General features: G+C 53.6%; 15 protein-coding genes. 9 read left to right on the top strand and 6 right to left on the bottom strand.

Translation table 11 applies throughout. The features are described from left to right. Nucleotides 1–20: 20 nt before the first annotated feature. Nucleotides 21–1097 carry a hypothetical protein gene (locus tag KO486_RS14210; protein ID WP_216037939.1) on the bottom strand — a complete coding sequence of 359 codons (1077 nt, stop codon included), beginning with the start codon at nt 1095–1097 and terminating at the stop codon, nt 21–23. A gap of 153 nt (nt 1098–1250) precedes the next feature. Here KO486_RS14210 and KO486_RS14205 point away from each other — a divergent pair, with 153 nt between their 5' ends. Beyond that, nucleotides 1251–1796: a hypothetical protein gene (locus tag KO486_RS14205; protein WP_216037938.1), complete on the top strand. Its 546-nt coding sequence runs from the start codon at nt 1251–1253 to the stop codon at nt 1794–1796. Here KO486_RS14205 and KO486_RS14200 read toward each other — a convergent pair. Then, nucleotides 1793–2629, bottom strand: coding sequence for a L,D-transpeptidase (locus tag KO486_RS14200; RefSeq protein ID WP_216037937.1), 837 nt, complete (start codon nt 2627–2629; stop codon nt 1793–1795). The two genes, KO486_RS14205 and KO486_RS14200, sit on opposite strands and share 4 nt — an antisense overlap. Nucleotides 2630–2846: 217 nt before the next feature. Between KO486_RS14200 and KO486_RS14195 the strand changes: the two genes are divergently transcribed. Genes KO486_RS14195 through KO486_RS14185 form a run of 3 tightly spaced genes read left to right on the top strand, consistent with a single transcriptional unit; the run spans nt 2847 to nt 5115 of the window. Further along, nucleotides 2847–3320, top strand: coding sequence for a hypothetical protein (locus tag KO486_RS14195; RefSeq protein ID WP_216037936.1), 474 nt, complete (start codon nt 2847–2849; stop codon nt 3318–3320). Continuing rightward, nucleotides 3317–4639 (top strand): SDR family oxidoreductase, encoded by a 1323-nt coding sequence (locus KO486_RS14190; RefSeq protein ID WP_216037935.1) that lies wholly within the window; start codon nt 3317–3319, stop codon nt 4637–4639. The genes KO486_RS14195 and KO486_RS14190 overlap by 4 nt, the downstream gene beginning before the upstream one ends. Then, on the top strand, nt 4636–5115 hold the full coding sequence (locus KO486_RS14185) for a DUF2269 domain-containing protein (RefSeq protein ID WP_216037934.1): 480 nt from the start codon (nt 4636–4638) through the stop codon (nt 5113–5115). The genes KO486_RS14190 and KO486_RS14185 overlap by 4 nt, the downstream gene beginning before the upstream one ends. Nucleotides 5116–5128: 13 nt before the next feature. Here the strand turns inward: KO486_RS14185 and KO486_RS14180 are convergent, their stop codons facing one another. Then, complete coding sequence (locus tag KO486_RS14180) at nt 5129–5920, bottom strand: alpha/beta hydrolase (protein ID WP_216037933.1); 792 nt, start codon at nt 5918–5920, stop codon at nt 5129–5131. A 67-nt stretch (nt 5921–5987) separates the two neighbouring features. Here KO486_RS14180 and KO486_RS14175 point away from each other — a divergent pair, with 67 nt between their 5' ends. After that, entirely contained in the window at nt 5988–7466 is a 1479-nt protein-coding gene (locus KO486_RS14175) for an NAD-dependent succinate-semialdehyde dehydrogenase (protein WP_216037932.1), read from the top strand. Nucleotides 7467–7651: 185 nt separating this feature from the next. Here KO486_RS14175 and KO486_RS14170 read toward each other — a convergent pair whose 3' ends face one another. Then, complete coding sequence (locus KO486_RS14170) at nt 7652–8071, bottom strand: helix-turn-helix transcriptional regulator (RefSeq protein WP_216037931.1); 420 nt, start codon at nt 8069–8071, stop codon at nt 7652–7654. Between the two features lie 176 nt (nt 8072–8247). On the opposite strand from KO486_RS14170, the gene KO486_RS14165 reads away from it, so the two are divergent. From KO486_RS14165 to KO486_RS14150, 4 genes are all read left to right on the top strand, one after another. Beyond that, a complete protein-coding gene (locus tag KO486_RS14165) occupies nt 8248–8517 on the top strand; it encodes a hypothetical protein (RefSeq protein ID WP_216037930.1) in 270 nt (89 codons plus the stop codon). Nucleotides 8518–8626: 109 nt separating this feature from the next. Further along, nucleotides 8627–8968, top strand: coding sequence for a hypothetical protein (locus KO486_RS14160; RefSeq protein WP_216037929.1), 342 nt, complete (start codon nt 8627–8629; stop codon nt 8966–8968). Between the two features lie 41 nt (nt 8969–9009). Beyond that, a complete protein-coding gene (locus KO486_RS14155; protein WP_216037928.1) occupies nt 9010–9387 on the top strand; it encodes a hypothetical protein in 378 nt (125 codons plus the stop codon). A 505-nt stretch (nt 9388–9892) separates the two neighbouring features. Continuing rightward, entirely contained in the window at nt 9893–11272 is a 1380-nt protein-coding gene (locus KO486_RS14150) for a hypothetical protein (RefSeq protein ID WP_216037927.1), read from the top strand. Nucleotides 11273–11369: 97 nt separating this feature from the next. Here KO486_RS14150 and KO486_RS14145 read toward each other — a convergent pair whose 3' ends face one another. Both KO486_RS14145 and KO486_RS14140 read right to left on the bottom strand, forming a co-directional pair. Further along, nucleotides 11370–13541, bottom strand: coding sequence for an AAA family ATPase (locus tag KO486_RS14145; protein WP_216037926.1), 2172 nt, complete (start codon nt 13539–13541; stop codon nt 11370–11372). A 178-nt stretch (nt 13542–13719) separates the two neighbouring features. After that, nucleotides 13720–14280 (bottom strand): recombinase family protein, encoded by a 561-nt coding sequence (locus KO486_RS14140; RefSeq protein ID WP_216037925.1) that lies wholly within the window; start codon nt 14278–14280, stop codon nt 13720–13722. Nucleotides 14281–14295 lie beyond the last annotated feature (15 nt).

Here is a 14295-nt window from a genome sequence, read left to right as displayed (position 1 = left end):
TTGGTTTCAAGAGTATCCGCTCAAGCCCCATACTGGTTGCTGTCGTGCTTCTCGACGATCTTCGCAAAACGGCGCATGAAACGATCGTCCGCTTTGGCCTTCTGCTCCAACACTTCACGGGCGAACACCATGTGATCCTCATGGGCTTCCATCATCTCGGCCATGCGGGCGTTGGTGGCGGAACCGATTGCGGCCATGGCTGTCTGCGCTTCTTGGTCTGTCTTCACGCCGATCTCGTTGATGCGGTGGGCGACGTCTTGTTGCTGCGCGGTCTTGAGGGACTTCGTCAGCGCATCATACAGAACAACACGCTGTTTGGTGTCTGTTTGCAGCTTGTTGATCAGCACCATCTGCGTCGCCGCTTGGTTCTGCAATGAATCGATCCAGGTCTTGCCCTTTTCGATGTAGCGTTCCAGCGTTTGCGACTTCGCAAGCTTCACCTGCTCTTGCTGTACGGCCTCGTTATAGGCGGTGTTCAGAGCAGCCAATTCTGTTTCCAGCTTGGTGCGTGCAGCGGCATCTTGTTCAACGGCGATCTTGTTTTCCAGCGCGATGATCTTTGGATCAGACGCGAGGATTTCAGCGCGGACCGCTTCAAGTTCACCAACAACGGCTTCGCGTTCTTCCAACGTGCCGCCAAGATTGCTTTCAACTTTGGTTTTCTGGTCTTCAAGGATCAGCAACTGGTTTTCGAGCAGCTTGGTGATCACGTCGGACTTCGAAATCAGGTCCTGCAGCTTGTCATCAACTGACGCAGACCGCATCCGTTCTTCGCGCATGGAATCCGACTTCGCACCGCTAAAGAACCCGACAAAGCTTTCCCAGCCGGTCTTGTTGCGCATTTCGTCGAAGTCCTGTTGGAAACCGGCAGTCACATCGTCCAGACCCATGATCAGTTCCGCGATGTTCGCGTTCATCAATTCGGTGTGGGCATGCACGTCCTCAAGCGAGGCATTCTCGATGTCGACAGCGATATCCGTCCCCTCGGCCATCTTCTGACGTGCGGTTTCAATCCGGCTCGTTAGCTCTGAAATCTTGGATTGCGCTTCGGCAACCTCGGATTGGGATTTACGGATTTGCGCGTCAAAATCGGCCATATGGTCCTCACTGTAAGAATTCGTTGGGTGTTATGTAGGTATTGTTAACGACATTTTCATGGCGCGAGTAGTGAATTATCGTCGTTTTTTGCGACGTCGGGTCGGGTTTTCCAGACCTTTGCTATTTTCATCACCTACCGCTATACATAAAGTATGAACAATGTTCAATCATATGCTCCACCTCGTTTCCTCGCTCTTTGTCTAGGTGCGCTGATCTTTGTGTTTTACCATTTAGGGCGGCGCCCAGCGCTTTTGGATTACGCAACCAGCGGCAAAGCATTACCGATCTTTGTTGCTATCCCTTGTTCGCTGGTCTTGGGGTATGGACTGGCGATGCTGTGGTGGCTGATCCGCCAAACCAAAGGCCAACTCAAAGAGACCTTTCGCCCGACCCGTGGGCGGATCTTGGGAGCATTCGGCTTGATGACCGTCACGCCAGTCGTCGTTTTTTCGGGGGTTCCTTGGATCCTGGGCGCACTGGCTTTCATGGTCGTTGGCCAAGGCAACCTAGACTCGCTATTCGGTGTTGGCGTTATGCTGGGTGCCACTTTGGCTCTCTACCCGCTATCCGCGATGATCGTCCGCCACACTTATCACCGACTCTGGATGCGTTTTGGGCTGTTTTGTCTCAGCTTCTGGTCCGTTTACGCTGCCCACCTACTGGTAAACGGCGCAATGAAGTTCACAATTACTTATTAGCCGCCAGAAATCGTAGCGCTGCTTAAGGGATCGGAATCGGGGGCGTCTTCTGCGATCTCATCCAACTCAACCGCATCATCTTCACCCGTGCCATAAATCAAATCCGGGTCAACGATGTTCGGCTCAAGGATCACACCGCGATTGGCAACCGCCTCGCCTTCCAGCTCAACGGAGGCAGCATAGGTCCGCACCACAACCCGAGTGCCGTTCGGTACATCGTCAAACAGATCAATGATGTCGTGGTTGAACATGCGGATACATCCGGCAGACCCCGAGTTTCCGATAGACGGCAAATCATTCGTGCCGTGAATACGGAAATGCGTGTCGCGCCCGTTCTGAAACAGATACAGCGCCCGCGCGCCCAACGGGCTTGCCAGACCACCCTCAACGCCGCGCGCGAAGGGACCGTAAACTTCGGGCTGGGTGCGCAACATGTTTTGCGTTGGCGTCCAACCGGGCCATTCGCGTTTCAATTGCACAGTCGAAGGGCGGCTCATGCTCATGCCCTGGCGCCCGACAGCAATAGGATAACGCCGCGCCGTGCCGTCATCACCGACAAAATACAAAAGCTTCGCATGAGGATCGACAACAATTGTGCCCGCAGCATCCGGTCCGTTGTAATCAACAACAGTACGGCGGTTCAATTCGCTCAAGTACTCAGCTGGGATCGGTGGCAGATTATATCCATTGTCCTCAAGGAACCCGTATCCTTCAACGATCTGGTCGGCTGGAATTCCCCCGATCAGCTCGACTTTATTGGAACAGGCTGAAACAATCCCTATGGCCAATCCCAACAGGGCAAAACGGACGGTACGAACTGTGGAAAACTGCATTTTTGCCCTCGAGTGATTGTGTTTTCCAAACACTACCCCTGCAAAGCACAGCAAAACCACCCCAAATTATAAAACTCAAAAAGTTTCCGCGCTTTGGCGTGCATTCGCATCGCTTGCAATCACACAACCCCGGCAGGATACTGGTTCTACTTACGCAAAGAAGGACATCCGCAATGGCCCCGAACGAAGCAAAACACGCCCAGTCGCAGGCAATCTGATGAAGGGTTTGTTTGGAATAGTCTTCGCGCCCATCGCCAGCCTGATCCCTTGGCGGAAAATCATTCCCCATACAGTGATCGGCAACCCGCATCGTGACACGCGGGCGATGAACCAGACACAGCACCCCAATCGCGCGCACAGCAACCGCGTTCACGTGTTCCACGGCACGTTTGAGTCCGAACTTGATGCAACGCGCTATTGCATCGATGCCCCTAGCCGCAACGAACCCGAACCCCTCACACGGGACCTGCCGGACGCGACGATCGACACCTCCGAGGTTGAGATTGTTTTCGGCGGCCCTCGCATCGGTGCTGCAGTCCCGATGATAACGCTGCATCCCGACGGGCTGTTTCAGCAAATCGGATCAAACAACACGGTCATTCTGCTATCCGAAGCAGCGTTTTGCGGCCTGCCCTACACCCTGAATGACACACCAAAACTACGATATGCGGGCGCATTTGACGTCACATGAGCACATCAATCACCCCGCCAAAATTGACCGTCCTGATCATCGGAGCATATGGCCTCATCGGATGCGGGGTGGCCCAGCGCTTGCTCCAAGACGGCCACACGATCATCGGGTTAGGGCGCGATACCGCCACGGGGAAACGTGTCCTTCCAGATATCGACTGGCGCATTTCTGATCTTCGATCCTTGACCGACGCAGACGCATGGCAGCCCTTTTTGGACGGGATCGATGCGGTGGTAAACTGTTCAGGCGCGCTTCAGGATGGGCCGGAAGACGACCTTGAGACGCTTCAACATCTCGCCGTGTCAGCCCTAGCGCAGGGCTGCACGTCAGCCGACGTGCACCTTGTGCAGATTTCAGCGGCGGGTGCTGATGTGGATGCATCAACGCCTTTTCTGGCGTCAAAGGCACGCGGCGACGCCGCCATTCAAAGCACCGGCGTCAAACATCACATTTTCCGCCCCGGCCTTGTCTTGGCACGGCACAGCTACGGCGGCACGACAATGTTGCGCATGTTGGCCGCAATCCCCCTGATCCAACCCATCGCGACGCCAGACGCCAAAATTCAAACCGTCGCGCTAGATGATGTTGCCGCCACCGTAAGCGCCGCATTTGCAGGCAAAATTCCCAACGGCTTTGTTGGGGACCTGGTTGAAGACGAAACGCATTCGTTGCGCGACGTTGTGACCACCACCCGCCATTGGTTGGGATTTGCCCCTGCAAAACATGAAATCACAATGCCAAACCCGTTAATGCGGGCGACATCGAAAATCGCGGATGGATTGGGCCGACTAATGTGGCGTTCCCCGCTCAGAACCACTGCGGTCAAAGTGCTCGAGGATGGGGTGACGGGAACCCCGTCAGACCTTTCGCAATTCGGCGCGCCGCCTGTTAAATCACTAACGCAAACCTTTGCCGGCATGCCTGCCCGAGCAGAAGATAGGTTGTTTGCGCGCATGGCATTGCTGACCCCAATACTCCTCGCAACACTCGTGGTGTTCTGGTTCCTGTCTGGCGTCATTGGTTTCATCAAAGTTCAAGACGCAGCCCGTGTTCTAACGGACGTTGGATGGCCCCGCGCCTTGGCCATCAGCAGCGTTCTGTTCTGGGGTGTCGTCGACATCGCAATCGCCGCCGCGTTCTTATATCGCCCCTCGGCGAAAATGGCGTGCTGGGCCGCAATCGCGGTCAGCCTGTTCTATTTGGCGGCCTCAACGCTTTTCGTGCCGCACCTGTGGCTTGATCCGCTTGGCCCCATGATCAAAGTTTTGCCAAGCATCGCTTTGGCTTTGGTTGCTCGCATAGCGCTGGAAACACGATGATCGAATGGATTGACGTCATCCGCCTGCTGCACGTTCTTGGCGCCTGCGTGCTGATCGGAACGGGTGCTGGTATCGCGTTCTTTATGCTTATGGCCCATCGCACCAAAGACCCTGCCATCATTGCCCACACCGCCGCGATTGTTGTCATCGCAGACATGCTGTTCACCGCCACGGCGGCACTCGCGCAGCCCATCACGGGCGTCATTCTGGCGTTCGACCTAGGCTGGCCGCTATTGGAAGGCTGGCTTGCGGTCTCCCTCGGGCTTTATATATTTATCGGACTGTTTTGGCTCCCCGTTGTGTGGATCCAAGCAAAGATGCGCGATGAGGCACGCGCATCAGCGCAAGCGGGCACACCCCTTTCGCCACGCTACATGCGGCTTTATCGCATTTGGTTCGCCTGCGGTTTTCCCGCCTTCATCGCAATCGTTGCATTGCTTTGGCTGATGATCGTCAGGCCCGTAATATCGTTCTGAACGTGGCTTAACCTCACGCCCGAAACAGGGCCCGCATCATCGGGCTGATAGGGTTTTCTAACCCTTCAATCACGTCGAAATGGTGTTTGCCTGCCTCAATGGTCAGATCACAATCCCACGCGTCCGCCAGCCCCATCGCTTGATCCAAAAAGGCGGGGCGCTCATTGCCACCGACCCAAGCTGTCATTGGTATGTTCTGGGGGCGGTGCCGAATCGGGCTTTCGTCCAAAGCCTCACCCTCATCAATCCCAAGCGTGTCATTCATCGTCGTTTCGCGCAGCGGTTCGAGGTCGCTCAGTAGCGAAATCGCCATGACCCGCTGAACCCGCGTCGACCACGGGGCCTTCTTATCCGCGCAGCCCATCCGCGCCACCAACTGCCCGCCCGCAGAATGTCCCACCAGATAAAGCGGCCCGTCCGTGCGTTTTGCGATCTCCGCGATTGCCGCCTCGACCTCGTCAGCCATTTGCGCAAGCCGCGCTTGTGGGGCCAAGGTGTAGGCAGGCATCGCGCAGGCATATCCCGCCGCCACGGCGCCAGCTGCCAAATGGGAAAACATCCGAGGCGACCCCGCCATCCAATACCCTCCATGCAGGAAAATTACGGTCCCACGGGAGGCCTGCGCAGGGTGGAACATGTCATAGGTCTGACCCCCACCCTCTCCGTAAGCCACGCCCAGCTCCTTATCCGCATGAGCGGCGCGAAATGCCTCGGCTGCCGCGTCCCAACGTTCATAATAGCTCTCACCATCTGGAATATAGGCGGAATTCGCATAGGCTTGATCAGCTGCATCTCGGTTCGTCATAACGGCTCCTCTTGGATCATCCCGCGAAGCCGCGTAGGTATTTCCCAAAGTCATATCGGAGACCACAATGCTTGATTCCACAACAGACCTAAAGTCCATGCTGTCCCGCCCTGACCTTGTCTGCACCGACGCCTTCGTCGCAGGCAAATGGGTGCAAGCCAAATCCGGCAAAACCTTCGATGTGACCAACCCGGCCCGTGGCGACGTAATCGCAAAGGTCGCCGACCTAAGCCGCGCAGAAATCGCGGACGCAATTGATGCCGCCGACACCGCCCGCCACGTTTGGGCCGCACGTACCGGAAAAGACCGCGCAAACGTGCTGCGCAAATGGTTCGACTTGTTGATGGAAAATCAAGAAGACCTCGCCATCATCATGACCGCTGAACAAGGCAAACCACTGGCCGAAGCGCGCGGCGAAGTCGCCTATGGCGCGTCCTTCGTGGAATGGTTCGCCGAAGAAGCAAAGCGCGTATATGGCGAAACCATCCCTAGCCACATGCCGAACGCACGCATCACAGTGATCAAACAACCCATCGGCGTCGCAGCAGGCATCACACCGTGGAACTTCCCCAACGCGATGATCGCGCGCAAAGTCGCCCCCGCCTTGGCGGCGGGCTGTGGCTTTGTGGTTCGCCCGTCCGAACTGACACCGCTGTCGGCCCTCGCCATGGGTAAACTCGCGCAAGAGGCAGGCATCCCCGATGGCCTATTCTCTGTGCTGACATCCACGGATGCGTCCGGCACCGGTAAAGAATTCTGCGAAAACCCCATCGTGCGTAAGTTAACCTTCACAGGGTCAACCGCCGTGGGGCGCATCCTGCTGAAACAAGCGGCAGACCAAGTGATGAAATGTTCCATGGAACTGGGCGGAAACGCGCCCTTCATCGTCTTTGACGACGCTGATCTGGACGAAGCCGTGATCGGCGCCATCGCCTGCAAATTCCGCAACAACGGCCAGACATGCGTCTGCGCCAACCGCATCTACGTGCAAGCGGGCGTCTACGATGAATTTGCCCAGAAACTAAAAACCGCAGTCGAAGCGCTGAAAATCGGGGATGGCCTGACGGACGGCACAACCCTCGGCCCGCTGATCGCACCTGCCGCCGTGGAAAAAGTGCGCGAACACCTTGCTGATGCGCTGTCCAAAGGCGGCGACGTTCTGACAGGCGGCAATGCCTCCAACCTCGGTCCGCTGTTCTTTGAACCGACCGTCGTGACAGGCGCGACCAAAGACATGCTGGTGAGTACGGACGAAACCTTCGGCCCCTTCGCGCCGCTGTTCAAGTTTGAAGACGAAGACGATGTTATTGAGTTGGCCAACGACACGATCTTCGGCCTCGCATCCTATTTCTACGCCAAAGACCTATCCCGCGTCACCAAAGTGGCCGAAGCACTGGAATACGGCATCGTGGGCGTAAACACAGGCATCATCTCAACCGAAGTCGCGCCCTTTGGCGGGGTCAAACAATCCGGCTTGGGCCGTGAAGGCAGCCACCACGGGATCGAGGATTACTTGGAAATGAAATACATCTGCATGTCAGTGTAGTTTGCCCATATAAATAAGGACTTTTAGGATTTTCTGGAAGCACTTATTGGGACAATATAGTCCCACTATTGGGACATCTTTGCACTCAATGAAGTCCGAAAGCGAAATGTTTTGAGGCAGGTCTTTAGTGTGTCCGTTCTTCGAACTACGCTAAGATTCGACCAGCAGGGAAATCGTGAAGGGGCTTACGTAAGTGCCTTCACCATGCCTTCGAATCTCTTGAGGTTCACAACATGTTCACTGAGGTCGGCTTCATCCAGACCACCCGTTTCTAACCGATACAACTCGATCACCAGGTCCCCTCGTTGTTGCGGGGTTAAAGACATATCTAATCGCAACAGCATCTCCTCAAGCTGTACGATCACGTCACGCATCAGGTTCAATTCAATCTTCTCCTTCGACATGGCGTCGCGGAAAAGTTCGTAGGGTTCTACCTCGAAGACCTGTGAAAAGGCGGTAATCCTGTTTTGCGTCAGGGATGACACACCGCGCTCCAGCCGCGATAGCTGCGTGACTGACATGTTCACCCGTCCCGCCAATGTGTCTTGTGACCAGTCGAGGTCTTTGCGGAGTTTTGCGATGTTGTTTGGCACTTTGCGGGTCATGGCCGACTACCTGCTGTTGTTTGTTCGTCATAGTCGCTGACTTTCCTCCCCATGTAGAGCCACGCGGAATGGCGTGTTGACCAGATTACCGTCATAATGTGGCGTATATGATTCGAAAATAGCCACAAGGTGGTGGGTGTTTGGGTAATCCGTCACACAAGGAGGCGATAAGCAATATGAGCGGTCTGATAAAACTTGCAGTCGTTGGTGCCGCCATCGTCGGGATCGGTTTCTGGATCGCTGAAGGTGTGGAGCGTCAAAACGTCCGAGACTGTCTGGCCGAGCAAAGCCAACGATACGGGATTGCACGGGGCCACGATGTCTACCTCTCCGATGTCGTCGAGGTCGAAGTTTACCAGACCTACGGTGACAACACAGCAACCCGCTTCGTCAAGTATCGTATCCAAGGGTCCCACGAACTCCAATCGACGACGTGTCGCTGGTGAAGGGTGCGATGACGCCCTGAATACCACCTCATCAACACCCACAAGAATCACAACCGCTGATCAGCATCTGCAGGTCGATCATTTTGAAACCAACCTTGAAGGACACCACATGAAATCAACCATCCTCACACTCTCCGCCTTGATCGCAGTATCGGCCTGTTCAGAGACCACCACCACACCAGACCCCATCGAACAGGCAGTCTCAGGACGCACACTCGTTTCGGGTGACACACGGCTCACTGCGGGTGCGAACGGTGCCCTGGTCGGCACCCTAGCCAGTGGAGACACCCTTTCTGGCACGTGGCGCATCGGCAACGGCAAGTGGTGCCGCACTCTCACACAGCCCGCTCGGTTCGCAGGGGCAGAGGTTTGTCAGGATGCTGCACTCGCAGGAGATCAGTTGGTGATCGTTGGATCGAACGGAACCCCAACCACTTACAGTATCGAGTAATTGCGATTGCTTGGTCGGATGTCGCCCTGACAAATCGCCGTATGGTGCTGGTATCGGGTGAGGACAAAGCAGGGTTGTTCACCCGTCTTTGCCACAAGAACTCCATCAGGCGTCAACTTGGTAGCCGCCTGATGGACGTGGCAACCGTATACCGACGAAAGGTGAAGCTGATGGAAGAAGCCCGATACAATCGCCTGTTAGAGCCAGCGCTGGTGGAATTGTTTGATGCGGTCGATTGGCCGACGGGGTTTACTGCACGGCTGTTGCTGGCTGTGAAGCTGCACAAGCAGGCTATTCAACAAGTCTACAACGACTATGGCGTCGATGATCCGAGGACCAGGAACCCCGATATGCTCAAGATCATTGACCGTTTGGCACCTGCTGTTGGTTGTGAGATTCCGATCAACGGCGGTATGTGAGGCTCTGACTCGACCTGACCATCATAGGGCACACGGAACCCAGCAGGTGTCCAACTGCGTGTAGGCGAGGGAGTCAGAGCCTCAGACGGGGTGACTAGCCCCGTCCTTTGAAATCAAGTTACGTGAGAATCGTGGCGTTTCAAGTCCTGGAGACACATCGATCACTGTCACGGTAGGTCATGCCCCTCGGCCACATATTCCCGCCACAACGCATCGACTGCATCGTCGATGAGGCTGCCACATGTAAGTCGCGTATACGATCTGAGTTGATCCAATCGCTCACAGGTGAAGCCTGAGACTGACCGAACTGCCAAGGTGTTTTTTCTATCGTTCATAATGATACCTCCACCCGTATTTATGGGAATGCGATGTTAAACGATTGAGAAACGGGAAACCAACAAGTGTTCCACCCCAAAGCATATCGACCCTATATAGGTTGAACAGGTGTAGCACGGTTGATGAACGACATCGCATATTACGCCGACACATCAGTTGGAATGCGGGCATGAACAAAAAACGCTATGATACAGACACCAACACAATCCGAAGTGATGGCAAAATGGCATTCTCACCGCAGGGTCGTGCCATTGCCAACAAACGCATCAATGCCCAGCAGCTTAGCCGCATCCAAAAGAAACTGGGAACTGACGACACGTTCAGTGACGAGTTCAAAGCTGCCTTCCATCCGAAAACTGAATACGGACAAATTCTGGAACGGATCAACCTTGAGACCGAACTCGACGCTACACGAAAGGTCATCACGGCCCTAAAGAAATACCCAGATGATCCCGACTGCCAGCGTATCCTCGATACAATGTGGGACAAGCCGACAATGAGGAAGAAGGACTTCCCGCTTTGCCCGATATGGCGTCATGAGCATGAGACCCGACAACTGTTCGCGTCACAAAGTCGATATGCTTTCCCAAGGGTCACCGAGCAATTGTATCTGGTCACCATTGTGTTCGACTTTGCAGAAAACCTCGACCAGCTTGAAGACGCTATGATAGCGGCACACAAGGGGATGCAAGCTGCTGTGGCGCACATGGGGCGTAAACGTCACGGAGTGATGATGACAGGCACCCTGGAGTTCGACCTGAAGACTTTTGAGGACCTGACCAACGAACCCAAGTCGATCAGCCTGTTAAGGCAGCTTGGTGTTGCTGCGACTGATGCAGGTGGATGGACGCTCACAGGACATTTCTTCACCCGCGTTCCACATAGGAAGGTGCTAGAAGATTGGCTTCGTCAAACCTACCCGTCATCTGACAAACATTGGCACCGCGTTCAGTTCAACCAGGTGATGCGCAACAAGAAACTTCTCGACCAATTATCCAAACTCTTTTCCTACATGAACAAGGTGCCGAAGGCTTTGTTTAGACCACCCTCACGAAAGACCAAAGGAGGCGAACGGGACAAGGCTGACGAACTCATGCGGCGTATGTCCGCAGCGTTCTATGGGGCCAACATGAACACCTACCTTGATCAGTCTGTCATCGACTTGGATGCAGCCATCGTCCAATGGGCCAAGTTCGTGGATCGTGTGGGACCTAAGCTGATGTATTTTTCTGTTGAGAGTTCCCACGCACAGAAGTGGTATTCTGAATCAGAGATGAACTATATCCGAATGACGGATGCCGACATCGCAGCAGATCAGGATCAACGTGGTGATGATGGGATGCAGGATGGTGAGCACAAGTATGAACTTCATCGAGATCACGGCCTGCTTCCCCCATTTGAGATAATGCCACATCTGAAGGGCCGCACACGAGACCTGCGTTCACGACCCCTGAGATATGATGCTGAGTGGGAATCGATGACTGACTGTTCTGGGATCAATCCTGATACCCATTACCATGACTTTGATCGATGGACGGTGAAGTCGTAGATCATGTTTCATTGGGGATTGCATCTGGTTTCTCAGGTTCGACTGATGTCTATACATATACTTCGCCGCTGCTTCGCTTCGCACACTTACTATCAAGTCAATCATTCAGGGCTATGACATCACGATAGAGGTCATGCAGGTGGAGAGGTGCCATATCCAAAATCGGTTCGAACATAAATGAGTTCATGTGAATATTCTCTGGTGTCATGAGTAAGACCTGCTCGAATAATGCCATCGCGACTTCATCTTCATTCTCACGATTGTACCGCTTGATCAGCTTGCTTGTTTGATGCTTTGTTATCCCATCGACGAAGTTGGGGTCGGCAAGCTTACCGATAATAAAACGTTCGGTGGCAAGGCGAATGCCCATGGAAAGGATCACCTTGTCCAACAGTTCGACTTCATCCAATGGTGCAGCAATGATTTCCTCACACATAGCAGCAACCGTCGCCAACACTGATTCCTCTCCGCTATAGCAACCGTTGGTCATGCTTGCGGAAAGTGTCCCTTGGAAAATAGCTTGGAGATCATCAAAAGTGACCGCATCGGATGCGGCCTTTACATGAAGCAGGTTCGTAAGACTGAGGAAGGTCGCATCATCGCCACTGTATTCAGCAAGATTCCTCACGAATGGGATGCATCCGACCATGCACTTCGGGTCATCCAACGCACCAGTCCACGCTCCAATAGGATTATCGCCCATTGAGTCACCTTGAAAACGTATCTCATTTTCGAAACGACCAGCGATCAGTTTATTCGGATTGTGGACATTCAGTCGCCCCTTAACGGTTCTGTAAAAATCGAAGTTGTGTGTCAGCACCATGAGGTGGAAGTAATCAACACGGCTGATATCTCTTAGATATTCGATAATGGCATACTTGTTCTTGTAGTCGAACGAATCTGCGATGTCATCGACCACAAGAAGCGTTTCATGCTGGGCGTTCGTCAACGCTTCAACTTCAAATATGATGTTCAAGATATACAAAGCTCGGCGTTCACCATTGCTCAAAACCTGTGAAAGTTTGTCAGGTGCCATCCGCCTATCGGCGTTACCATCCGCATCCTTAAAAATGAACTCGATTTGTGGCCCTTCGATTCCTAAGACCGCATCGGCCTTGTTCTTAACGCCAACCTTGAACGGGACCGTGAACCTCTTATTGAATTTGGCGATGACCTTTTCCCAATGGGTTAGTTCTGCCTCGGCCTTAACAACGATGCCTTTCAGCTTCTCCACACTTGCATCATATTCATCCAGCAAAGCGACGAACTCAGATTTCATTGTCGTCAAGTATCCGATCCATACACGGCGTTTCAGTGCGTTGATGTCGTGTAGTTCAGGAACAAGATATGGATGTTCAAGCAGGTGTTCCCTGAACAACTGAAGCGGTTTTGTGCTTAGCTTCCCATCAACCTTAGCGAACATTTCGCCCAGCGTTTGATCCGTCAAGATGCGTTGCTTCTCGTCCTCGATCTGCGCCCCCAACTCTGCTTCGTTAGAAATCTCGATGACACCATCACCAGTCTTTAGGCTTACAGTATGACCCCCTCTGAACCAGCCATTGTCCTTCAGGTTCTTCGCAACCAACCCAGCATTGGTATGATTAAATACACCACGCTTGAAGAACTGCGATTCTTCGAGGAGTTGGTCATATACCTCTGAGTATTGCGAGATAAGCTTTTGAATCTCATCGTCATCCAAGAGTTCTACGACTTTCGGATCGAACAGCACTTTATAGGTAACATCCGAGTATTGCGCATAAGCGTCTTTCTTCACCTCACGTTCAACCGTGCCTAGGGCGGTTAAGAACTCATTCTGCGGTAACCCAACAGCCGAACAGAAAGCCTCTTCGATGCCCTTGGTCATCCCTGCTTTCTTCTTCAGCACTTTGAGAAGAGCTTCGCGCTTCAGCCCGACCGAGTTAAACACCTCATCATATTCAGCTTTAAGTTCTTCACTGGCTAGAAGCGTTGACATCTTCGCCGACGAGTATTTTTCATTGATTGAGTCAACCACGAAGATAGCGTCATTTTGCACTGCTTCTCCGTTCTCATCCAATACATGAAACGATGACTCACGTTCGGGATAGACCAGATCGCTAGGAGTTTGACCCTTGGTGAAGTCCTTGAAAGAACGCGCCAAAGACGTTTTCATCAACCCATTTGGAGCATAAATTGCCACTGGCATGTTGTTGTTCTCGAATGTGAACTCATGCTCCAGTGCGGGAATACCATAACAGTGCTGCATTTTTAGTTGGTATCTTGTTGTCATCGTTATCCCACCCTTCATCATTGCGCAGCATCTGGTTGCACATTGTGGCCCTCACAGTGTTCATGCTGTCATTGCATCATACCTATCATCTAACTTTGAAACTCAGTAGGAGGTTTTGAACTTTGACTTGGTGCGATTTCCGATCAGCATGATCTGCATCAAATGGTCTTAGCTTTCCCTAACGAGATGCCCCAGGAAGCCATCGATACAGTGTTGGCACTGATACCCCCACCGCAGCCGCTGCGTCCTTCACAGGCGTCCCAGAGGCCAGCAACTCACGCACGGCGGTGATCTTGTCCTCAGTCATACGTCTTGGACGCCCACCGATTCGTCCTTTAGCCTTTGCTGCCTTCAGTCCAGCTTGGGTTCTCTCGATCACTAGGTCTCTCTCAAAGGCTGATATCGCCCCCATGACGTGGAAAAGTAGCCGCCCACCTGGAGTCTTCGTATCGATGGCTTCGGTCAAACTTTGGAACTCGATACCATCGGCGTTCAGCCGCTCCATGATCTCGATGAGATGGGGAAGGCTGCGGGCAACACGGTCGAGCTTGTAGACCACGAGCTTGTCGTTTGAGTTCTGGCGTAAATATGCCAATGCTTCTGCCAGCACTGGTCTATCCTTCTTTGCCCCTGAAGCGGTCTCCATGAAAACCTTCTCACATCCCGCTGCCTTCAACGCCACGATCTGGGCGTCATGCGTCTGGGTGTCTGTGCTGATCCGTGCGTAGCCTACGTTCATCGATCCTCCCTCTCG

This window comes from Octadecabacter sp. B2R22, assembly GCF_018861045.1.
In the GTDB taxonomy this organism is placed as follows: Bacteria; Pseudomonadota; Alphaproteobacteria; order Rhodobacterales; family Rhodobacteraceae; genus Octadecabacter.
The sequence above is the reverse complement of the archived record's forward strand: the minus strand, read 5'-3'. Positions and strand labels throughout refer to the sequence as shown.